At 58.3% G+C, this 20,541-nt stretch carries 21 protein-coding genes and 1 tRNA gene; 8 read left to right on the top strand and 14 right to left on the bottom strand.

Features of this window, described 5'->3' with window-relative positions; genetic code table 11:
- Nucleotides 1-94: 94 nt before the first annotated feature.
- Entirely contained in the window at nucleotides 95-1,195 is a 1,101-nt protein-coding gene (locus tag HMPREF3164_RS11355) for a DUF6493 family protein (RefSeq protein WP_246822624.1), read from the top strand.
- A 10-nt stretch (nucleotides 1,196-1,205) separates the two neighbouring features.
- Entirely contained in the window at nucleotides 1,206-1,931 is a 726-nt protein-coding gene (locus tag HMPREF3164_RS11360) for a hypothetical protein (RefSeq protein ID WP_246822625.1), read from the top strand.
- Between the two features lie 27 nt (nucleotides 1,932-1,958).
- Here the strand turns inward: HMPREF3164_RS11360 and HMPREF3164_RS06430 are convergent, their stop codons facing one another.
- Nucleotides 1,959-3,428, bottom strand: a complete 1,470-nt coding sequence (locus HMPREF3164_RS06430; RefSeq protein WP_070449738.1) for a cation:proton antiporter — start codon at nucleotides 3,426-3,428, stop codon at nucleotides 1,959-1,961.
- Between the two features lie 51 nt (nucleotides 3,429-3,479).
- A complete protein-coding gene (locus HMPREF3164_RS11055; protein WP_141744112.1) occupies nucleotides 3,480-3,764 on the bottom strand; it encodes a hypothetical protein in 285 nt (94 codons plus the stop codon).
- On the opposite strand from HMPREF3164_RS11055, the gene HMPREF3164_RS06435 reads away from it, so the two are divergent.
- Nucleotides 3,763-4,836 carry a DUF418 domain-containing protein gene (locus tag HMPREF3164_RS06435; RefSeq protein ID WP_048752937.1) on the top strand — a complete coding sequence of 358 codons (1,074 nt, stop codon included), beginning with the start codon at nucleotides 3,763-3,765 and terminating at the stop codon, nucleotides 4,834-4,836. The genes HMPREF3164_RS11055 and HMPREF3164_RS06435 overlap by 2 nt on opposite strands.
- A 142-nt stretch (nucleotides 4,837-4,978) precedes the next feature.
- Nucleotides 4,979-5,191, top strand: coding sequence for a helix-turn-helix transcriptional regulator (locus HMPREF3164_RS06440; protein WP_048752942.1), 213 nt, complete (start codon nucleotides 4,979-4,981; stop codon nucleotides 5,189-5,191).
- 87 nt (nucleotides 5,192-5,278) lie between these two features.
- On the opposite strand, the gene HMPREF3164_RS06445 is transcribed toward HMPREF3164_RS06440, so the two are convergent.
- The 3 genes from HMPREF3164_RS06445 to HMPREF3164_RS11195 form a co-directional block, all read right to left on the bottom strand.
- Nucleotides 5,279-5,662, bottom strand: a complete 384-nt coding sequence (locus HMPREF3164_RS06445) for a hypothetical protein (RefSeq protein ID WP_048752938.1) — start codon at nucleotides 5,660-5,662, stop codon at nucleotides 5,279-5,281.
- Nucleotides 5,663-5,870: 208 nt separating this feature from the next.
- A complete protein-coding gene (locus HMPREF3164_RS06450; protein ID WP_070449740.1) occupies nucleotides 5,871-6,413 on the bottom strand; it encodes a PadR family transcriptional regulator in 543 nt (180 codons plus the stop codon).
- Nucleotides 6,414-6,488: 75 nt separating this feature from the next.
- Nucleotides 6,489-6,698 (bottom strand): hypothetical protein, encoded by a 210-nt coding sequence (locus HMPREF3164_RS11195; protein WP_168160757.1) that lies wholly within the window; start codon nucleotides 6,696-6,698, stop codon nucleotides 6,489-6,491.
- A 628-nt stretch (nucleotides 6,699-7,326) separates the two neighbouring features.
- On the opposite strand from HMPREF3164_RS11195, the gene HMPREF3164_RS06465 reads away from it, so the two are divergent.
- Both HMPREF3164_RS06465 and HMPREF3164_RS06470 read left to right on the top strand, forming a co-directional pair.
- Nucleotides 7,327-8,916, top strand: a complete 1,590-nt coding sequence (locus tag HMPREF3164_RS06465) for an MFS transporter (RefSeq protein ID WP_080972556.1) — start codon at nucleotides 7,327-7,329, stop codon at nucleotides 8,914-8,916.
- Between the two features lie 289 nt (nucleotides 8,917-9,205).
- Nucleotides 9,206-9,505 carry a hypothetical protein gene (locus HMPREF3164_RS06470; protein WP_048751246.1) on the top strand — a complete coding sequence of 100 codons (300 nt, stop codon included), beginning with the start codon at nucleotides 9,206-9,208 and terminating at the stop codon, nucleotides 9,503-9,505.
- A gap of 47 nt (nucleotides 9,506-9,552) precedes the next feature.
- Here HMPREF3164_RS06470 and HMPREF3164_RS06475 read toward each other — a convergent pair whose 3' ends face one another.
- Nucleotides 9,553-10,164 carry a dihydrofolate reductase family protein gene (locus HMPREF3164_RS06475; protein WP_371440314.1) on the bottom strand — a complete coding sequence of 204 codons (612 nt, stop codon included), beginning with the start codon at nucleotides 10,162-10,164 and terminating at the stop codon, nucleotides 9,553-9,555.
- 43 nt (nucleotides 10,165-10,207) lie between these two features.
- Here HMPREF3164_RS06475 and HMPREF3164_RS06480 point away from each other — a divergent pair, with 43 nt between their 5' ends.
- Both HMPREF3164_RS06480 and HMPREF3164_RS06485 read left to right on the top strand, forming a co-directional pair.
- The gene (locus tag HMPREF3164_RS06480) at nucleotides 10,208-10,777 is read left to right on the top strand and encodes a TetR/AcrR family transcriptional regulator (RefSeq protein ID WP_048751243.1); all 570 of its coding nucleotides are present in this window, start codon (nucleotides 10,208-10,210) and stop codon (nucleotides 10,775-10,777) included.
- A gap of 321 nt (nucleotides 10,778-11,098) precedes the next feature.
- Nucleotides 11,099-11,581, top strand: a complete 483-nt coding sequence (locus HMPREF3164_RS06485; protein WP_070449745.1) for an NTP pyrophosphohydrolase — start codon at nucleotides 11,099-11,101, stop codon at nucleotides 11,579-11,581.
- Nucleotides 11,582-11,665: 84 nt separating this feature from the next.
- Here HMPREF3164_RS06485 and HMPREF3164_RS06490 read toward each other — a convergent pair.
- From HMPREF3164_RS06490 to HMPREF3164_RS06525, 8 genes are all read right to left on the bottom strand, one after another.
- Nucleotides 11,666-11,742 (bottom strand) — tRNA-Pro (locus tag HMPREF3164_RS06490).
- A 238-nt stretch (nucleotides 11,743-11,980) separates the two neighbouring features.
- Nucleotides 11,981-12,799: an S-layer homology domain-containing protein gene (locus HMPREF3164_RS06495; RefSeq protein ID WP_246822626.1), complete on the bottom strand. Its 819-nt coding sequence runs from the start codon at nucleotides 12,797-12,799 to the stop codon at nucleotides 11,981-11,983.
- A 182-nt stretch (nucleotides 12,800-12,981) separates the two neighbouring features.
- Entirely contained in the window at nucleotides 12,982-14,856 is a 1,875-nt protein-coding gene (locus HMPREF3164_RS06500) for an ABC transporter ATP-binding protein (protein WP_070449749.1), read from the bottom strand.
- On the bottom strand, nucleotides 14,856-16,964 hold the full coding sequence (locus HMPREF3164_RS06505; protein WP_070449832.1) for an ABC transporter ATP-binding protein: 2,109 nt from the start codon (nucleotides 16,962-16,964) through the stop codon (nucleotides 14,856-14,858). Before HMPREF3164_RS06505 ends, HMPREF3164_RS06500 begins: the two co-directional genes overlap by 1 nt.
- A gap of 325 nt (nucleotides 16,965-17,289) precedes the next feature.
- Nucleotides 17,290-17,838: an NAD(P)H-dependent oxidoreductase gene (locus tag HMPREF3164_RS06510; protein ID WP_070449754.1), complete on the bottom strand. Its 549-nt coding sequence runs from the start codon at nucleotides 17,836-17,838 to the stop codon at nucleotides 17,290-17,292.
- Nucleotides 17,839-17,928: 90 nt separating this feature from the next.
- Nucleotides 17,929-18,627, bottom strand: coding sequence for a GNAT family N-acetyltransferase (locus HMPREF3164_RS06515; RefSeq protein WP_070449756.1), 699 nt, complete (start codon nucleotides 18,625-18,627; stop codon nucleotides 17,929-17,931).
- A 171-nt stretch (nucleotides 18,628-18,798) separates the two neighbouring features.
- The gene (locus HMPREF3164_RS06520) at nucleotides 18,799-19,236 is read right to left on the bottom strand and encodes a helix-turn-helix domain-containing protein (RefSeq protein ID WP_070449758.1); all 438 of its coding nucleotides are present in this window, start codon (nucleotides 19,234-19,236) and stop codon (nucleotides 18,799-18,801) included.
- A 308-nt stretch (nucleotides 19,237-19,544) separates the two neighbouring features.
- Entirely contained in the window at nucleotides 19,545-20,525 is a 981-nt protein-coding gene (locus HMPREF3164_RS06525; RefSeq protein ID WP_070449759.1) for a metallophosphoesterase, read from the bottom strand.
- Nucleotides 20,526-20,541 lie beyond the last annotated feature (16 nt).

Consider the following 20,541-nt stretch of genomic DNA (forward strand, 5'->3'; position numbering starts at 1 on the left):
GACCGCAGCGAACGCATCCGCGCGGGAAAATCCCTACAATGAACCATAAACGCCGAACGAGCAGAGTCTTGCGCCAAACCTACAGGAGCAGCAGATGAGCAATGATATGGATCTTCGCACCTCCTATAAGAAATTCATCCAGGACTTACCCCAGCTTCTCGCGGACAAAGGCCCCGAACAGGTATATGCCCTGTACAAAGCCGAGAATTATGGCAGCCTGCGCGCGGGCGGGTTCCGCGAGGAAATCGAACGCCTAGCCAGCCCTGTACCTCACTGGTGCGATCAGGGGTTCTTTCGGTTAGCCGAGCTCTACGATGGGCTGCAGCTGAACCATGGCGACGACTATTTTCTGGCGCTTATGAACCTGAACGTTTCGCTTCGGCAGAGTCTGCTGCGCCACGACCGGCAATTTCGTGACGAGCTGCTGTGGCACCTGTTCACCGTCGAGGGAACCCCCGAAAGGTCGTTCGCGACTGTAGATAAAAATACGTTCAGAAACACCTGGCAGAGAGAACTGCTTGAGGCTTCTGCCGAGGGGCTGATTCCCCGGGAACATCTGCTGGATGCGTGCCTGGCATCGTTAGCGCGGGACTTCGCCGCCTACCGCGCCGGGTGGTTCTCCCGCATGTATGCCGCGCTCAAACCCACCGCCGCAGAATCCGCTCAACGGCAGGATACGCTCGTGAACCTGCTGGGGTCGCCGGTGGGCACGACCGTCACCCTAGCGGTCAAACAGCTTTCGGCGGTGCATCGGGCGGGGCTTCTTGAGGCCGACCGGTTCGTTCATGGATGCGCCCCCGCGCTGCTAACGAGCAAGGCGAATGCGCTGGCGATCCTCAAACTCTTGGCGTCTCTGCGCGGTACAGTCGGTGATACGCCGGTTGCTGAAGCATCTGTTGCGGGACTGAACCACGCGCATCCACAGGTGCAGTTGGCAACCGCAAAATTGCTGCATCAAGCCACAGCGGCTGAAACGCTGCATCAGCATGTGCAGAACCTCAGCCCGGTTGCACGGCAGGAATTAGAGGATGCCGAACTCCTGAAACGTACAGAAGAGGGAACAGCGCAGCATACAGCCTTGAAAGCCCCAGTTGAGACCGAGCAAACCGCCAAGGATACGGACCACGATGCCCCGCATCCTGATTACATGCGTTCCGGGAAAGGTACGGGGGGGGGAAGTTCCCAATATTCTTGAGAGCATCCGAGTGAGTTGGGATTATCGTGAAAGCGAGGCGAAACGCCCCAACGGCAAACCTGAAAACGTGTGGTGGAGCCCCGCCGTGCACCTGCCTGCCGCAGAACCACACCACACGCCGGACGAAAAACATCTGCTCACCCTGCACTATGTGGCAACGAGTTGCGAAGAACTGGCGCGCCTCTGCCCTTCTTCCACAGTGCCCGTGGCGGTAGGGCTGTTGGAACGATGGGTCTTTCTCGACGAAGAAGACGGGCACCACTATATGCATGATATGGTCCAGACCCTCAGGAACCATCCGGGGCAGTGGAACTCCATCACCTCGCAGGCGCTCGCTGTGCTGGCTACTTCAAAGCATAATATAGACCGTGCGGGAGCCGCCGAGCTGTTGGCGGAGAACCTTGGCGGTCGGCTCTCCTACGAAGACGCCACTACAGGGTTTTCGCAGGCTGCTCCGGCGCTGATGTTCACCCGGTGGGCGCATACCTTTGAGGATATGGCGGCTATAGACCCGCGTGTTACCCTGCGTTTCTTAGGCGGTCTGCTGCCGCATTGTGATCGCACCCAGCACGGGATGGGGAAGCTCCTGGGAGTATATGCGCAGGAATACGTGCGTGTTCACGGCGCGGATGATTCCCCGCAACTAAGCCCCGAGATGACCGCGTGGTTAGGCGGTTTTAAAGGGTCCTCGCAGGCGGCAAAACACGCACGGGCTATACTCAAAACCCTGACCTAAATACGCTTCCTTAGCTCGGGGCACTAGCTAGTTCTCCGGCGGTTTCTGGGTTTTGGAGGACCCCGAAGAGCCTTTGCCCCGCAGAGGACTGTGCGTTTCTTTCGTCGGTTTCACAGCCGGAATCATGCCGGTTGTGAGCTTCACCGTCGCGTTGCGGTGCGCCTTCAACGCATCAATCTGGGCACGCTTAGAAACACCGGACTCAGCCTCAGCCGCCTGCGACCTAAAAGCCCGCTTAATGGCCGCAGCCCACAGTGGGAACAGCAAAACCGTGAGGGCACCACCTGCCACCAGAAGCGATGCGGTAGAGCTCTCCAGCAGCCCCGAACTCGTGGCGATACTCGTGACCGCCACAATAATAGGCAGGCCCGCCGCTGAATACAGCGCCAACTCAATCTTCTCGCTCATTGACTGCAGCCCCGAACCCGTGTTCGTGAACCGCTCCGCAATAAACACCGGCACCCCGCGCACCAGCAGAATACCAATAACCACCATCGCCAGCAGCAGAGGCGAAGACGCCACCACAGAAGGGTTAATCCCCATACCGCTGACCACGAAAAACAGCGGAATCATGAACGTAAACCCGACCGTCTCTAACCGTGCCGTGATCATGTGAAGTGCGCCCACCGGGGTGAGCGAACGCATAATAATACCCGCAGCGAAGGCGCCGAGCACCGCATCCAGCCCGAAAAGTGCCGTAAACATGATGAGGGTAGCCAGCAGAAACATAGCAAGACGCAGCACGAGCTGACTGGTCGTGTTAGTTTCTACCGCCATAATTTGGCGCAGACCGGGCACTTTCTGCAGAAGACGATGCGGAATAATCGCCGTCACCACAGCAATCGCCATGAACCCCAGCAGAATCAGAATCGCCAAGCCCGGAGAGTACGAGGAGAGCAGCAGCGACATCGCAAAAATCGGGAAAAGCTCGCCAACGGCACCGTGTACCAGCCCCGCATTCCCCCCCCGAGTACCCGCCGCACCATGGGATTTGAGCATGGGCAGCAGCGTGCCCAGAGCCGTGGAACTCAGCGCAATACCCACCGCAATATAGGTGTTAAAACCCTTGGCGAAACCGGTGATGAGCGCCGCCCCCAACACGCCCAGCGCAAAGCAAACGAACCAGGTTACGATCGCGCTCTTACCTTGGCGGTTACGCAGCGAATCGACATTAATCTCAAACCCGGCAATCAGAAAGAGCATACCTAAACCCAGCTCTTTCAGCAGCGGAATGCCGCCGTCGCTGCCGGATGCCAGCCCCAGCACGTTCGGGCCAATGAGCACACCGCAGATCAGCAGGAACACCACATCAGGGATGCGCTTGCCCGTTAGCCGCGACATGATGGGCGAAAGCAGCGCCGCTAAGGTCACCCAGAAAATCGAGACATACTGCGCGGTACCCTCAACCCCAGACGCCTCGTGCGGACCCGCAGCAAGAATATGCGTGTGCGCGGCGGCGAGGGGCTGGGCAAGCTGAGAAACATCCAGAACGTTCATAGTGAAGAAAGCATACCTTAGATACTTCGGGTTATTCACATAGGAGGGGCTTCAATGAGTTTGGGCGTAAGTACAGCGGGCGAAGAAATCTACTCCAGTTGCCCAAGGTATCACATGACGTTCCGAAGCCAGCGGATAATCCGCACACAACAATCCGGTATCTTGCACCCACCCCCGCACATCTGCGCCCTGAGCTGGGGCAAAACATTTTGACATCACGTGATGCGGCATACCCTCAACACGAACCGTCACAGCATCAGGCGCCGCTAGAAACCGCCCGCAGAACACGGTACCGTAGAATGCACCACCACAGGCACGAGCGAGCAGGAGATGCATGCTACCGGAAACCAACACCCGGCGAGATACCGGGTTAGACAGCGCTCGCGCTTTTGCGCTTCTGCTCATGCTTATTCCCGTGAGCGTAAGCCATAACCTGGTGCCCGGCAAACATTTGAGCTGGCTTTCACAGATGCTTCCACAGGCGTTGGATCTGTTCGCCGTGATTCTGGGAGCGGCTGCATATTTATACTCCCGCAAAGTGGCTTTTCCGCAGTTTTTTGCGAGCAGCATCGTGCGTTTTCTGGCGTTCTGCGTGCTCGGCTGGATTCTCGCCCAACTTCCACACAGCACCTTTGCGGATCAAGCTTTTTCCGGGTGGAAAGACTTCCCCATCCGTTTCGATATGCTTCTGCCCCTAGCCGTGCTGACCCTGCTGAGCATCGGGCTAGTATATATGCCGTTTTGGGTGCAGCTTGCCGTGACCGTGCTCGCCAGCCCCGCCGTGCCGTTCACTTACGAGCGGCTGAGCGTGGGCGGGTGGACTGCCGACGACTGGCTGCATCGTACAATTCCAGCAATCGTGAACGAAAGCGCGGGAACCATGTTTCAGGATGGGTTCAAACTCATTTGGCTTATGGGCTTGGGCATGGTGCTGTGGCGAGGGTACGAAAAACTCGGCGCACGCCTGGGCACACCGGTGGCGCTGGGTTCTCTTGCTATGAGCATCTACCTGTGGGTGTATCCGCATGCCCAACTGGGACCGCTCACGTGGCCGATCATACTCACCATCGTAGGCGTGGTGGGAACCATCTGCACCTGGGGCGAACTTGCGCGGCTCAGTGCCGGAAAAGGCATGCTGGAACCGTTCGCGCGGCTGGGTCGAATGTCGCTGAGCGCATCCATTGTGATGCTGGCGCTGGCATTCTACGGCGGCGGGCGGCTCGTGACGATGGTCGCCGGTGAAGGTTATCGCGCCCAGCAGCAGGGGAGCGTCTATAGTTATGCGCTCTGGTTCGGGTTCTTGCTTGTATGGTGGGTGCTGGCGATGATGCTGTGCACTCTGTGGGAGAAAATTCAGCAACGCGGCCCCCTCGAAATGGCGCTCGCCCTCATGAGTGGGCGGGGATAGGGCCTGGACTCGGTCGAAGATCTCGTCCTCGCATCGTAGCGCGGACAGGCCCGAAAGACACTCGCTGCCTCGACGATAAAAAATGAGGTAAGGGTGAACCAACATGCTAAGGATCTGGCAGAGCAATACGGCACTAAGTGTAATGGTGGTCATCAGTTTGGTGGGTCGCTGGAGCCAAGCCGACCTCGCCGAATGTATCAACGTGTCACGGCAGACGATCGTCTCACTAGAGAACTGTCGATACGAGCCGACGCTGAAGACCGCCATGCGGTTATCGGCAGTGTTCGATGCACCGATCGAGGAGAAGATCTTCAGCCCAGACCCCGACGACCTCAGCTTCGTTCGCACAGACTGACCACACGCGCCCTTAACCCACAAGACGCCGAACGCCTCGATTCATCTGGATGGACCCCCATACAGCGAGGCCACTACGAGCACATCGTTACCCTCCGCCCAGGGCGATGGCGAGCGTTGCTGCTGCCAGCAGGAGGCTGGTCGGTGCCATCGTCCAGCGTTCGGCGGGGCTGCGCGAGATCGCGTTGAGCGCCACGCTCGCGGCGAAGAACGCGAACACCACCCAGGTCAAGACGATCACCGCTGTACTGTCTCCGGCCGGGAGAACGCCCGCACGGCTGAGCAGCAGGGCCGCCAACCCCGCGTATACCAGCACCGACGCCGCACTGGCGACGCGGAGCCCGTGCGGCAGAACGCGGTGCGTGCCGCCCCATACGAAACGACCATAGGGAAGGCCCGACGCGACGAGGAGCTGCAGGACGGCGAGCGCCGCCAGTAGCGCGAGCGCGACGACAAGAGCGATGGCGGTCATGCGGTTTCCTCTCGCCGAGCCTCTGCATTGCGAGCACATGCGCGCGGATGCCGTGGCCCAGGGTTGACCGCCGTCTTGCTCCTGTACCGCTTGACCAGGTGCCGGGCATCGACAGTCAGAGGCGGAGTCGCGGTATCCATCATTCACTCCTCAGATCGTGGGCCATGCTCGGTCGAGTACGTGCTGGTAGGGCTCTTCCTAGTCACGGTCACTCCTGAGAGTTCTCGGTCGACTCGGCGAGTCCGAGCAGCTGGCGTGTCTCGCGCAGCCACTCCCGTTCGGCCTCGGCGTGGACCAAGCCATTGCGCAGGGTCGCCGTCTGCAACAGCCCCATCAGGTCATCGGACCTGATCGTGATCGAGGATAACGTGGTCAACGCCTCGTTCATCTGACGCTCCCGCTCATCAAGCATCCTCTCCACCCCTTCCCGGCCGATCAGGGCGGCAAAGAACAGCCGGGCGAGGAACGGCTCCTTGGGAAGGTCCTCCTCCACCGGAGATGACAGCCAGTCCGTCAGCTCCGCGCGCCCGGCGTCGGTCAGGGAGTGCACCTTGCGGTCGGGCTTGCCGTCCTGTCGCACCACCTCTGTCGTGATCGCCCCCGCCCCGCTCAGCCGATCCAGCGTCCGATAGATCTGCGACCGGTCGGCGTGCCAGAAGTGCGCTACCGAACTTGCGAACGCACGTGCCAGGTCGTAACCACTTGCGGAACGGATCGACAGCAGCCCAAGGATCGCGTGCTTCAACTCCATGTCACATAGTCTACCACACACCTATATGACTATGCACCTATGAGTTCGGAATCTACGAGCACACTGGTGCTGCGGTCACCTGTCCAGGGATGACCCGCCATAGTGTGGGCCGCGGTCTTGAGTCAGGGCACGCGAGGATTGGAGTTGGCGGTGACGTTCTTCGACAGCACGGTCGGTGGCACCGCGCTGCATCTGCTCGATGGCACGGGACTGCTTGATGCGTCGAAGTGGGGTGCGTGGTTGTGGTCGCACTTGTGGATGGAGGTTGCTGACGGGGTGCTGCATCAGGAGTGTGGCTGGATGCGCGAACCAATCATAGGGCCTCGTCCTCGCAGTGAAAAGGATGCTGCGTTTGAGTTGGATCAGTTTCCTCGGGATCCGCAGTGGGTTCCGGAGTGGATGGCGGTCAAGGCGGCTGCTTATCACAAGGAGGCGGAGAAGTGGGGGCGTCGGGCTAGGAAGAAAACCGAGAAGGCTGAGGCTGCGGGGGGGGGCAGCTGTATGTAACTGGGCGCATCAAAGATATGATGATTGTGAGGGGGAAGAACTATTTCCCGAACGATATTGAGAAGTCTTTGCGAAGGGACTTGCCAATCCTGCGTGGGCGGCGGTTTGTCGTGTTCCAAAATACGGAGGACCTTATCTATTGCTTCGTGGAGGAGGTGATTGAGATAGGCGATAGCACGGGTGTTCCAGGTCTTGTTCGGGACAGTGATGATGAGGTTGGCAGCATGTTGCGATCCGGAATCGCGCGTAGCGTGGCGCAAAGATATGGTTTGTATGTTGCTGATATGCGGGTGGTTCCGGCGGGCAGCTTGCCGACGACTGTCTCTGGAAAGATTGTCCGGACAGGTTTGGAGGACCTAATCAGTCGGTTAGACGTTGGAGAGAACGACGAGTGAGTTGATGGTATATGGGAACTGCAATAGAGTCCGGTAGTCGCGAAATTACAGATTTAAGGGATAGCCGCGTTCTGGCGCTTGTGCTCGTCTGCACGGTGAGTTTCATGAACGTCCTGGATATCACGGTGGTGTCGGTGGCACTGGGTGATATCGGGCAGAGTCTTGGTGGGTCGCAGAGTGAGTTGCAGTGGGTAGTGGATGCTTACACGCTGCCGTTGGGAGCGTTGCTGATGTCAGCGGCGACTTTGAGCGGAAGTCTGGGGCGGCTGCGATTGTTCCGATGGGGGCTGGTCCTGTTCACGGTGGGGTCGGCCGTGTGCGCGTTGGCCCCTTCGATGGTCGTACTCAATGTTTTCCGGGCTCTTCAGGCGGTCGGTGGGGCGATCTTCTTGGGCGTCGGTGTGCCGATGATCTCTGATCGCTACGCCGCCGGACGCGAGCGGGCACGAGCTACCGGGATTTACGGGCTCATCTCAGGGGTGGCTATCGCAGTGGGGCCACTGGCAGGCGGCGGTCTGGTCCTAGTCGTCGGGTGGCGTTCTATCTTTTGGATCAACGTCCCTGTGGGGGTGGTGTCCTGGCTGGCGTCGTGGTATGTGAAGGATCACGGCGCGGATCGCAGAGGTTCAGACATGGACTGGCCCGGAACGCTGCTGGCAGTCCTTGCCACCGGGGGCGTGACGGCCGTCCTGCTGGAGGGGTCGGCATGGGGGTGGACCAGTGCGCGCACACTTGGTGGCGTTGCCGTCGGACTGGCCGCGATGGGTTTGTTCATGGCCGTCGAGCGGCGCTCGGACTCACCTATGATTCCGGGACGCCTGCTGACTGACCGGCTCTATGTGGTGAGTATCCTGACCGGCTTTGCCGTCCAGGCTGGTCTGGTGGGGCAGATGCCTTGGCTGTCGCTGTATGCGCAGAATATCTACCTGTTGTCACCCCTGCAGGCCGGACTCTGCTTCCTCCCGTTCAGTCTCTGTGCCATCGCGGGGGCGTGGCTGTTTCGTGGCGGTAATAGGCGCTGGGCGCCGTCGGCCAGGCTGCTGGGGATCCTTGTCGTCGGGTGCGCGGCGCTGATGTCATGGGTACTGTTGTACGGCTCATCGACCTGGGTGGCGCTCCTGCCGGGTCTGATCCTGGCAGGCATTGCGGTTGGCGCTGCCGGGACCGTAGTCAACGAGCTGGCGGTTGCCTCCTTCGAGGGTGATGATGCAGGTGCGGCCTCTGGGCTGTCCGCGGCGATGAGGCAGATCGGCGTGGTACTCGGCGTGGCTGTCTCCGGCGTGGGGTTCGGTGGCGCGAGCGAGCACGTGGTGCGTAATCAGTGGCCGGTGGGTGCGCAGGAGCTTGTCAGCAGCGTGCGCTCAGGACAGGGACTGCGTACGACGGCTAGTGCTCCCGGTGCCGGGCGCAGCCTTCTTACCGACGTCGTGCACCGTGCCACCGACTGGGGGATGGTGACCAGTTTCGCGATCGGGCTGTTCATCATGCTAATGGTGCTGGTTACCGGTGTCCTGTGGCTACGACGAGGAGGCGTCAACATGCCGACTCCGGGGAAGAAAAACTCCCCCGATCCGAGAAACACCGCGCACCCCGCACACTAAGCGTCATGAGTCAGGCGTTTTCGCCTCACAGCCCTAGAATGCTCGGCTTCGGCGTGCCTTCTTGGGCTTCTTCAGTAGGTCGGTCATGGGGAAGTTCACATACCAGGCCTGGCGCTACCCCGGCAGAACACCAGAATTGGAGCACGATTCCGGGGACATGAATTTTCATATCCCCGAACTCGGTATTCCGCGAGATTAAGTCACAAGGACGACCCTCATAGAAATCTGCTTTCCCAAGACTTCAGCCACAACCGCCAAAGCTGTAAATGCATGACAACTTTGATAGGACATGACGGATTATCTTAGCAGGTTGATCACAGCCTTGCGTGAGGCTGAGATTCACGTTCAAGGCAACAAAGGACTTGTGAGTTTTCCCCGCAGGCGAAACATCAACGACGCCTGCTTCTGGGCAACCAATGACACATGGAATGTGGGCTATTCACGCTGGCTCACGGATCCAATAGCAATTCTCACCACTCCTGATCGTGATGTCTCACTGCGCTGGCTGATTTGCTGCATCGGCAACCTGTATCGCAAGAAGCAGAATGATTCTACCTCCTCCCTCTCCGAACCACTTCCGGATTCGTGAACGGCTGGAAAGTTCCCGAACCCAGCAACGGATAGGCACGTAACGGACTACTGTCGGATAGTGCGGGCGTATTCCTCTATCACAACGCCGGATTCAAAGCTTCGACAACTCACCAGATCAAAGTTCTGCACGACGGCACCAGCATTACCGAACAGTCGGACACCATCACCAAGGACGACGGGATTGCGTTTGAGAATGAGGCGGTCGATCTCGGGCAGCAGCTCTCCTGCAAGATTTCCACCACCGCAGAGATAGATCGCAAGCCCCTCTTGCTGCTTCAGCTCACGCACAGTCGCGAGCGCGTCAGCGGTGAATGTCACGCCAGCTGGCGGGGCTGTCTCCGAGCGTGTTGCGACGAACTCGCTCAGGTGCGCATAGGGTCGTTCAATACCGGCCGCCCGCGCAATGTCATAACTTGCTCGCCCTTGAATGACCGTGTCGAAGCGATTACCCGGCGGATGCATATCGAGCGCCGCGAGTACATGGGCGGGGAGCGCATCGGCGAAGTCACTCAAGTAGACAGCCATGTGATCCCCTTCAACGGGGAAGGCATCGTAACTGCCGTCCGGTGCGGCGATGTAGCCATCGATAGACACGGCGACGTAGTAAATCAGTTCACGCATCATATCTCCAATCACTACTTTTGTCGTGGTTAACATGACTTTACCACGATATCAGTAGTACATGCGATAGCATGATCACATGGTCCGTAATGCTGAACGACGCACACTGCTCTCCGACGCTGCTGTACGAGTACTCGCTCAACAAGGCTCACGCGGTCTGACGCATCGGGCGATCGACGCCGAGGCGAAAGCACCCAGAGGTACAGCCTCGAACTACTTTGCCTCGCGCGATGAAATCATCGATGCGATCCTGCTCCGTATCAGTGAACGTCTGCAGCCGGACCCCGACATCCACGCTGACCTTGCCCAGCGACCTCCCGGCGTTGAGCTATTCACCGAGTACTTGCGCGACATTGTCCACCGGCTGACAGACAACCGTGATGCTGCGATAGCGCTCTTCGAGCTGCGGCTCGAAGCCACCCGCCGCCCGCGCGTCGCGGAGGTGCTCACCACCTGGCGGCGAGCAGGGCTTCAAGCCGATATCGAGTTCAACGAGAAGATGGGCCTACCCGGTCGGCCTGCGGACATCACGCTTTTCCACTACGCCCTCGACGGACTGCTTCTTGATCATCTCACCGTTCCCGTGGATGAAACTGTCAACCCTGACGAAGTGGTGAGCGTGCTCGCCCACCGAATTCTCGGCAGCTGACGCAACCCATCACTTTAAAGTCGCCAACATGCTGGGTTCTCCCCAGACCCTCCAGCTCAATCCTGCTCTGCCGAGTAGACGCGGTCTACCAACGACAGCTCAAACTGCTGCATTTTGTGTCGCTGTCCAGGGCATGCTTGTCACGCAGATACTCCAGCGTCAGAACGAGGTTCTCAGTGGGGCCACTGCGTGCTGCGCATAGGCGCTCGCTCTCATGAGCGGGCGGGGATAGCCCGGCGAAGTGACGAATATGCTGGCACGCACGGTTTCTCTTCGATACTCTGGTGCCTACTGAAGAACACGTGAGAGAGGAATAAGTCCGTGACGTACTTTGCGCACAGGGTGGTGGGAAAAACTGAATATGACGGATTCGATGTCCCCCAGACTCCGCAGTCTTTCGCCGACGATACCGAGCAGCGCCTCACTGATCCCGACTTTTTGGAGGGTGACAAACGCTTTGCCCTCGTGGTGTGGGCTCTGCCTGAAGGCGTGAACCATGTTGATGACGTTCCCCAGGATTCGGTGGCGCACGGCAACTATATACAGTGTGCCGGTTCCACGCATGCGATGACGGAAATTAGGGTGGCTGCCGAAGATGGCTCGTACGAACAGTACACGGTGGCCCGCAAACCCGTGACCGACCCCGATGCGTGGACAACCATCACATGGGTTGGTAACCGTATGCCCGTTCAAGTGCACCCTGAAGAGGTTTTCACGGGTGAGCAGGCGGCGCCTATCTTCCGCGCCTACATTGAGGACGGCGTGATTCCGCCGCGCGATTTGCTGCGTACATTGGATATTTAGACATTTGACTCGGCCCAGTGGGTGACCCGAGCAGAAAGCATATACAGAAAACCCCCTGAAGATTACTCTCAGGGGGTTTAGAGTTGGTCGGGATGACAGGATTTGAACCTGCGACCTCGTCGTCCCGAACGACGCGCGCTACCAAGCTGCGCCACATCCCGGTGTTAACCTGTCGGACAACCCGCAGGCAACTCATCAATAATAGCCGAAGAACCCGGGGAAAGCAACACGAATAAGCCCTCTCAAAAACCTGTAAACCCTGATTTTCCAGGGGATTAAGCGCGGTGTCTTGTGCGTGTGCTTCCACATCCTGCGTGACACAGCATAGGCGCGGAAGCACACGCAACACCGGAGAGAAACGCTCAACATTTCCCGCAGCGGCTGTACAAGATTACCCGCTTAGATTTTGGCGAAGCGGAACACAAATGCGGCGGTCGCTTCACGAGTAACAGGCTCATGCGGGCGGAAGGTGCCGTCAGGCCAGCCGGTCGTGATCTTCTGGGCCTTAAACCATGCGATTTCACGGTAGAACGGGCTCTTCGAGTTAACATCCGTAAAGGGTGCCTGAGTCGGTGCCGCATCGTCGTTCATATTGGCGGCACGGTAGAAGAACGCCGCCAGGGCCTCACGGGTAACGGAATCGTGCGGGCGGAACGTGCCATCCGACCAGCCGGTCGTGATGTGCTGCTGGTGCATCCACACGATCTCCTTGTAGAAGGGATCGCTCGGAGCAACGTCGGTGAACGGCGACTGCTTGGGTAGAACAACATCGGGTGAGCCAGCCATCCGGTAGAAGTATGCGGCAATTGCGGCGCGCTCAATATTCTGGGACGGGCGGAAGGTGCCATCGGGCCAACCCGTCGAGATACCGGTCTGTCCCAGCCAGGTGATCTCCTGATAGAACATGTGGGTCTGGGGAACATCCTTGAAGACTACCGCCGCTGGCTTTTCGCTCGGTGCAGGTGCGGGAGCCTCCGGAGACGGGCCGTCACTCGGAGCCGGTGCGACTACAGGCGCCGCGGGAGTCGGATCTACCGAGAGCCCGGGGTTCGTCTCAGCTGCCGGTGCGCTGGGTGCTGCAGATGCGCTCGGCGCAGGATCCGCTGCCTTCGCAGTTTCCGCAAAAGCAGGCTGAGCGGCAAAGGTCAGGCCAAGAGCAAGAGTGAGTGCAGAAGCGGTGCCCTGAGCCAGAAACTTCCTCGCATCATTGCGTGACATATTTTCCTCCATGAGGTTATAAGGGTTTAAGTGAATGAGTATCTGCACGCTCTACGAAGCGGCAAGACACCTTTATCATCCACAAAAAACTTTGCCGTGTCTACTTGGGCGGTTACAGGTAAGAACTATGACGTTTAGGGCTCTCGTGCACGTATCACAATAGGTAAACGTGCGCGTAAGAGTTAGGCACTGGGGGAGTTTGAATCCTGCCGCGCATCCTCCCACGAGGTGTACATTGCGGCAAACTCGCCACCGGCGGCAATTAGCTCCTGCGGTGAACCATCCTCAACAATAGACCCTGCAGAAATAACCAGCACCCGGTCCGCACTCAGCACGGTCGAAAGACGATGTGCAATCACCACGGCGGTACGCCCCGCCAACAGAGCATTGAGCGCACGCTGCACCGCACGCTCGCTGGGAATATCCAAGGATGCGGTAGCCTCATCCAAAATCAGTACCCGCGGATTTGCCAAGAAAACGCGGGCAAAAGACACAAGCTGACGCTGCCCAGTCGAAAGGTTCACACCGCCGCGCCCGAGCATCGTGCCGTACCTCTGCGGGAGGGTCTGAATAAACTCATCCGCGCCGACAGCCTGCGCCGCCCGGCGTACCTGGTCGTCGGTCGCCTGCGGGTTGCCCAAACGAATGTTCTCGGCAATCGAGGTTGAGAACAGAAAAACTTCCTGGGTGAGCATGACGACGTTTCGGCGCAGCTCCCGATCGGTCAGGGAACGCACATCCACGCCGTCGAGAAGCACCCTGCCGGTATCAACGTCATAGAAACGGGCAATTAATTTGGCAATCGTAGACTTTCCGGCACCGGTTTCACCCACGAGTGCCACCGTCTGTCCCGGTGTAATCCTCAGCGACGTAGGCATGAGCGCGTGCTGACCCGCAGTGTAACCGAACGCGGCATCCTCAAGAACGATCTCACCCAGCGGAGCTGCCTCTGCCGAACTCTCGGTGCTCGCCGGCGTGGAGGGGGACTGCGGCAAGCTTACCGGATGCTGCGGGTCTTGAATCTGCGGTTTCTCGGCTAGGAACCCGGAAACCTTCTCCAACGCCGAAAACGCCGACTGGAGTACGTTATAAAACTCGGAGAGCGTCATAATCGGCTCAAACACCCGGTTCGCGTAAATAATGAGCGCAAGCAGGGTGCCCACCTGCATGGTGCCGCCGAGCACCGCATACCCACCAATCACAAGCGCCGCCGCCACAAAAATATTGCCCAGCAGAATCAGCACGGGGGAGTAGATGCCGAAGAGTTTGATGGAATCCATGACCGCAACCCGGTACCGTTCGGCGTTGCGGGCGTACAATGCGCGCGCATCCGCCTCTGCACCGAAACCCTTGATGGCTCGAATACCGGTGTAGGTTTCAACAAAACGGCTTGTCAGCTGGGCAGATTCGTTACGCATAGCACGGAATGCGGTCTCTGAGCGGGTGCGGAACCAGTGGGTTATCAGCCAGATGGGAACCGTCATAGCCACCAGAAGCAGCCCGATGCGCCAATCCAACAGGAAAATGGCGATTACCGAGAACGCAATCCCCAGCAGGGTTGTGGCAAGCTGACTGATACCACTGTCTAAGAAGGTGCGGATCGTATCAATATCGCTTGTCAGCCGCGAAATTACGCGGCCTGACGTATATGACTCGTGGAACGAGACGCTCAGCGATTGCGAATGTTGGAATACGCGCGTGCGCAGACTCAACAGCACACCCAGTGAAACCCTCACCGTATACACCACATTCACCCAGGTCAGGGTGCCGTTAGCGAGCACGGTCGCTCCAAAGAGCACCACAAAGAATATAAGCGGGGCGCTGTCGCCGCGGGTGAGCGGTTCAATCGCGGTATCGAGCACGCGCGCAATCAACCAAGGCTGCACGGCGGATGCGATCGCCCCGAGTATTACCGCCGCCACCGAAATCGCCAGGGACAGCCGATGCGGGCGCAAAATCTCGCGCAGTAGACGGTACGAACGTTCCCGAGCCTGCCGCCGTTCTTCGGGGGACAGGTTCGTGCGTTCGTCGGAATTCGGCACGAGACGCTTGGGCATTAATCCTCGTCCTGCAGACTCATCAGGCGGCGGTACTGCGGCAGCTTCATAAGCTCGGTGTGGGTGCCTTGGGCGGTAATACGGCCACCCTCCAGCAGCAGCACCCGGTCGGCAAGCGCCACCGTTGAAGGACGATGCGCGGTCAACAGAGTGGTAGCCCCGCCCAGTCCTTCGTGGCCGGTGCGCAGCGCCTCAATAATCTTCTCTTCCGTATGAACATCCAGCGCCGAGAACGGATCATCAAGCAGCAGCACGCTCGGGCGAACCGCCAGGGCACGCGCCAAAGAAAGCCGCTGCCGCTGACCGCCCGAGAGGCTCAACCCCTCTTCGCCAATAATGGTATTGACCCCTTCGGGAAGGTCATCCACGAAATCGCAGGCTGCGATCGTGAGGGCGGCGCGCACACGCTGATCCGCCTCCTCAGAAGAACTAAGATCGTGCACCCCTAACAGGATGTTCTCACGCACCGACCCCGAGAACAGCACGGCCTCCTCAAAAACAGAGGCCATTTGCGCGCGTACCTCAGGCAGCGGCATATCGGCGGCATCATGACCGCCCAGCAGAATCTTTCCCGACGAGGGCTCATAGAACCGCGGAATCAGGTTGAGAATTGTCGATTTCCCGCTGCCGGTAGCCCCTACGAGCGCCAAAATCTCGCCCGCAAAAGCTTTAAACGTAATATCGTGAAGTACCGACGGAGTTTTGGAGGTTGCAGCCTTCTGCTGTGCACGCGCAAACTCGCGTTCCTGCTCTGTAGGCTCGGGGCTTGGCTCCTGCAGATCAGCCTGTAACTCCGGGAACGCCGCAGGATCTGGCTCCTGCGCAGGGTCGGCGCTGTCCCGGTGATCCTGCGAACCCTTGGCAAAACCTAGAATCTTCGCCAGAAAACCGCCTAAACCGCTCTGCTCGGCGTGATCCGTTGAAGCCCCATCCTGCCCGGAATGTTCATCAGGAACCTCAGCCGTGCGCGCCTGAGTATCAGCGGAATCTTCGTGTGCGCGAGCTTCCGAACCAGAGTCAGAATCTACAGCGCTTGCCTGCTCGGCATAGCTAAAGCTCACCGCCTCACACGCCACAGAAATTGCGCCACCCGAAGGATAGGCCACGGTCTCCTCCTCAACTAGTCGTACCTGTTCATCGCCGGGATCCGCCATCACCTCAACGTGACGCTCAAACGCTACCCGGTAATTCAAATATGATGCCATCAGCGCGGTTGAACGGAGCACATGCCCCAATACCACCGTCAGCACCGCAAAATAGGCGGTCATCGCACCCAAAGAAAGACTACCCGATGCTACCTGCGGCGCGCCCACCAGCAGGGCGAGCATCGTCACCGCCCCCACAATCACGCGCTGATAAAACCCCACGCGCGCCACCAACATGGCACGGCGATGCTCCACCTCATTCAAATGTTCGGCATCGCGGGTATACTCAGTAATCTGCTCGGGGGAGCGACCCAGCGCTTTCACCACCCGAATACCGCGCACAGACTCCTCAATGCGGGTCGAAAGATCGCTGGTGAGCCGCTGAATCTCGCGGGTGTAAGCCTCATATTTGCGCACATAGCTGATGAGCGAGAGCACCAGCACCGGAATAGCCACCACAAAAATAACCGCGAGCGGGGCGGATGCGGTCACCATAAAATACCCGCCCGTTACGAACATGACCACAACCGAGGTCATCTGCACCAGCGCAAACGAAAACCACCGGCGAATCGTACTCAAATCGCTCATGGAACGGGTGAGCAGCTGCCCGGAAGACCACCGGTCAAGAACGCTCAGCGGCGCCCGTAAAATCCGGTCGAAAAAGTTCATGCGCATGCGGATTTCAAGCGTGGAGGTAGGATCCACGATCAGCCACCGCCGCCAATACGCCAACGATGCGTTCCCCACGCCAATCAAAAGTACTAGTCCGCCGCCAATCCAGACACCCGCCTCGGTCGTATTCTGCACAAGCTCATCGACAATGAACCGAAGCATCTGCGGAATAGAAATTTCGAGAATCGCCGCGCCAACAGCGACCAGCATGCCGATAGCCCAGCGCCACCGAATCGGGGCAATATACGGCAGGAATTTGAGGCGCGCGCGCTCGCCCGCATCATAGTTCACGGGCGCGGGAATAGGCTCCGGGGCAGTTTCCAAGAAGGGATTGCGTCGTCGAGAAGTGCCGGGGGCGTGTGTGCGGGTCGTGCTCGGTTCCTCCTGCTTAGCGGTTCAACGTTTCTGCATGACGTGAGCGTTAGTGCTCTTAATTATAGAGGGGCACCTCGGATGCACCCGCTACGGTTCTGCCCTGAGCGTCCCGTTCTTATCGGTGAGCTTAACGTTTCCCCTTCCCTAATCCGCGAGCAGATAGTATTTTGACGCGCAGATAGCGGATTGTTATCTTCTCGCCGAAATACTATCTGCTTCCGAGAGGTTGCACGGTTGCAGCTTAGGTGTAGTAGGTGTTCAGATGCGCCAGGTAGTCATCCGCGCTGTCTGCCACCTGCTGGGCAGCGGCTTCATCGTAGCTCTCATAGGTGTCGATGGTGTGGAACGCGAAGAGAGGCTGATAATCGGCGCTGATATAGTTGGCTGTCAGCTCGAAGGGGCGCAGGGTTTCGGCGACGGTGTATCCGACGGAGCCTTCCGCACTGTACTCTGGGGCGGGTGCTCCCAGCGAGACGGCAATGCCGAGTTTCTTATTCTCGAACGCCTTGCCTTTCGAGCCATAGGCCCATCCGTACGTCAGCACCTCGTCGCACCACTGTTTCAGAAGCGGCGGGCAGTTAAACCAGTACACCGGGAACTGAAGCACAATGTTCTGGTGCTCTTCCACGAGAGCCTGCTCGCGCTCTACATCAATCACGCCGTCAGGGTACTCGCTGTACAGCTCATGCACGGTAAACCGATCCGGATGCTGGCGCAGCATGTGAACCCAGGTTTTGCTGACCATAGAATCATGGATATTAGGATGCGTGACAAGCACAAGGGTTTTCATGGTATTCCCTTCCGCTCGACTTGAGAAAATACCATGGTATCCATGCCCTTTGGCTCTGACAATACCTCAGAGTACCCTTTCGGCTAATGGCTATACAGCGATCTCTCGCAAGGAGGTGCGCTGCTGACCGTGCGTATCAAAATTCTTCGGATCCAGCCATTGCAACAACCGGTGTTTGTGCTGCTCCCACTCGGTATCCAGCATTGAATACCACGCCGTATCGCGGTTGCGGTCTTTATACACGACGGCTTGGCGGAACGTTCCCTCATAGGTGAAGCCTAGGCGCTCGGCTGCGCGGCGTGAGGGCTCATTCAGTGCATCGCATTTCCACTCGTAGCGGCGATAGTGCAGCGTCTCAAACACGTATTGCGCCAGCAGGTACTGCACCTCCGTGGCGGCGCGAGTGCGTTTTAGACGTTCGCCATACGTTACACTACCCACCTCGATAACACGGTGGGCGGGGTTGATGCGCATGAGCGCTAGAGTGCCAACCGCACGCCCATCCTGATCTATCACAGCCAGATAGTACGGATCCGTGGATTCCTCCATGCGCTTGAGGAGGGTCTCTAACTCTGCCCGGTCAGCAACAGGGTTCAAGGACAAATAAGTGAAACTCTGTTCGGGAGCTTCAGGGCCGTAGACCTCGTACAGGTCGTTGCCGTGGCGTTCTGCATCAAGTTTTTCGAGGCGGCAGTAGCGCCCCTGTAAACAATCAATGCTGGGAGTCTCGCCCGCGCGGTAGTCGGGCAGGGCATCGCCGATAGGTTGCTGGTAGTCGTTATATCGCATGGACCTTTCCAAGGCATTGCAGTAGTAGGGAAGAGTGTCTTCCGGTATTTACTCTACACGCGAGCGGGTTATGGGATGTGTGTAACCTGCTGGGTAGTACCGAATGTAAATCTATTTGCCCTGTGTTGAAGATAGAGACAGGCGTAGCTTATACAACATGGCGAATTGAACCTAGCCCTCATCAAGCTCAGGATGCGCACTCTGAAAGTCAAGGAGATCATGCAGCGCTTGCTTCTTCTCGATACGTCGCTGCTCGCGAAAAGCAAAAACATCTTCACGTTTGAACCGGCGGTGAGTGCCAGCTTTATGCGAAGGTATCCGTCCTTCATCAGCCCACTTGGCAAGAGTGGGGCGGGACAGTCCCAGGATTGCGGCTGCCTCGCTGGTCGTTAAAATTTCTGGGCTGAACTGCACGGAAACATCGTGGTGAGCAAGAATAGCTTGAAATTGTGCACGAACAAAGTCGGCAACGGGTTCAGGGGCTTGAACCTTTTGCCCATTCGGCAGAGTCCCCTGAACCGTGAGGCTTTGGACGAACTCTTCTGATAACGGAATAATCTGTTCTTGCAGAGGCTCAGCCGCAAAAGTTCGAGTGTGCTGGGCAGTCATGACTGCTACCTCCTAACTCATACATACTTGGGGGTTTCTCTAGTTTACGGTATTTTTCGTTTGCAAACGAAAGTCATAGTGCTAGAGGGGTAACAGAGCCAGGTTTCGGTTTGTATAGATTGTAGACGGAGTATGCACCTAGAGGTATCTGGAATATGTGGTATGCGGTAGTAATAAATACTGATGCAGAGAAAGCCTTCCGGTATTTACTCTACACGCGAGCAGGTAGCATTTGGCCGAGCAGGTAGTATTTTCCTACCTGCTCGGCCAAAAACCACCTGCTCGCGGAATCTGAAGGGGAAGGAAACCTACCCGTCCTTAGCCGTGAGGGTGACGAGCACCGCCTCCGGGGGACAGAAGAGTCGCACCGGCGCGAACCGTGAGGTCCCCAGTCCTGCCGAAACCTGCACCGGAACATCGTCCTGGTAACTCACACCCTTCGCACGCGAAGGCGGCAAATCACAGTTACTCACGAGCGCACGACCGCCCGGCAGACATACCTGCCCGCCGTGCGTGTGACCAGCAAAAATAAGTTCGGCACCATCCTGAACAAATCTGTGCAGAGTGCGCATATACGGTGCATGGGCAACACCCACACGAATACGCGGCACGTCCGAAGACTCAAACGCCTGCGGTGAGAACCCCGGATGAGCATCATAACGCAGATGCGGATCATCCACCCCCGAAAATTCCAGGCGCAACCCGCTCAGCGTGATGCCGTCGTACCGGTTAATAAGCCCCGTCCATCCTCGCGACTCAAAAGCGTTATGCATACGCTCAATCGGAAGCGGCACACGCGACCCTTTCTCAATCTCCTGAGGCGTGCGCGCCTGCCACAGATACCGTGCAGGATTCTTCAGCACCGGGGCAAAATAGCAGTTCGAGCCAGGCACGAAAACCCCCGGAAAATCCAGGAGAGGGTCAAGTGCCTCTAGGAGAGGGTCAAGCCCGCCCACATGCGAGAGGTTATCGCCCGTATTCACCACCAAATCCGGGCTCAGGTCCGCCAAAGAGTGCATGAACTCGGTCTTCGTTCGCTGCCTTGGAATCATGTGCATATCCGAAATATGCAGAATCCTAAAGTTTGGCGACCCCACCGGAAGCACCGCGAGAGTTTCCTCGCGCACCTGAAAATTATTCAATTCGACGAAGCGCCCATACGCCGCCGTGGCGGCCCCCAAAGCAAGCCCTGCAGCCGCAAACTTCACCATACTCTGTGTGAAGTGCGAACCACGTGCCGCTTCAGAAGCCGCCACGGATGCGCGGGCACCGGATGCGTTCTCACACATCGTGTGCCTTTCTTCA

Origin of the sequence: Rothia sp. HMSC08A08, assembly GCF_001808385.1 — a bacterium.
GTDB lineage: Bacteria > Actinomycetota > Actinomycetes > Actinomycetales > Micrococcaceae > Rothia > Rothia dentocariosa.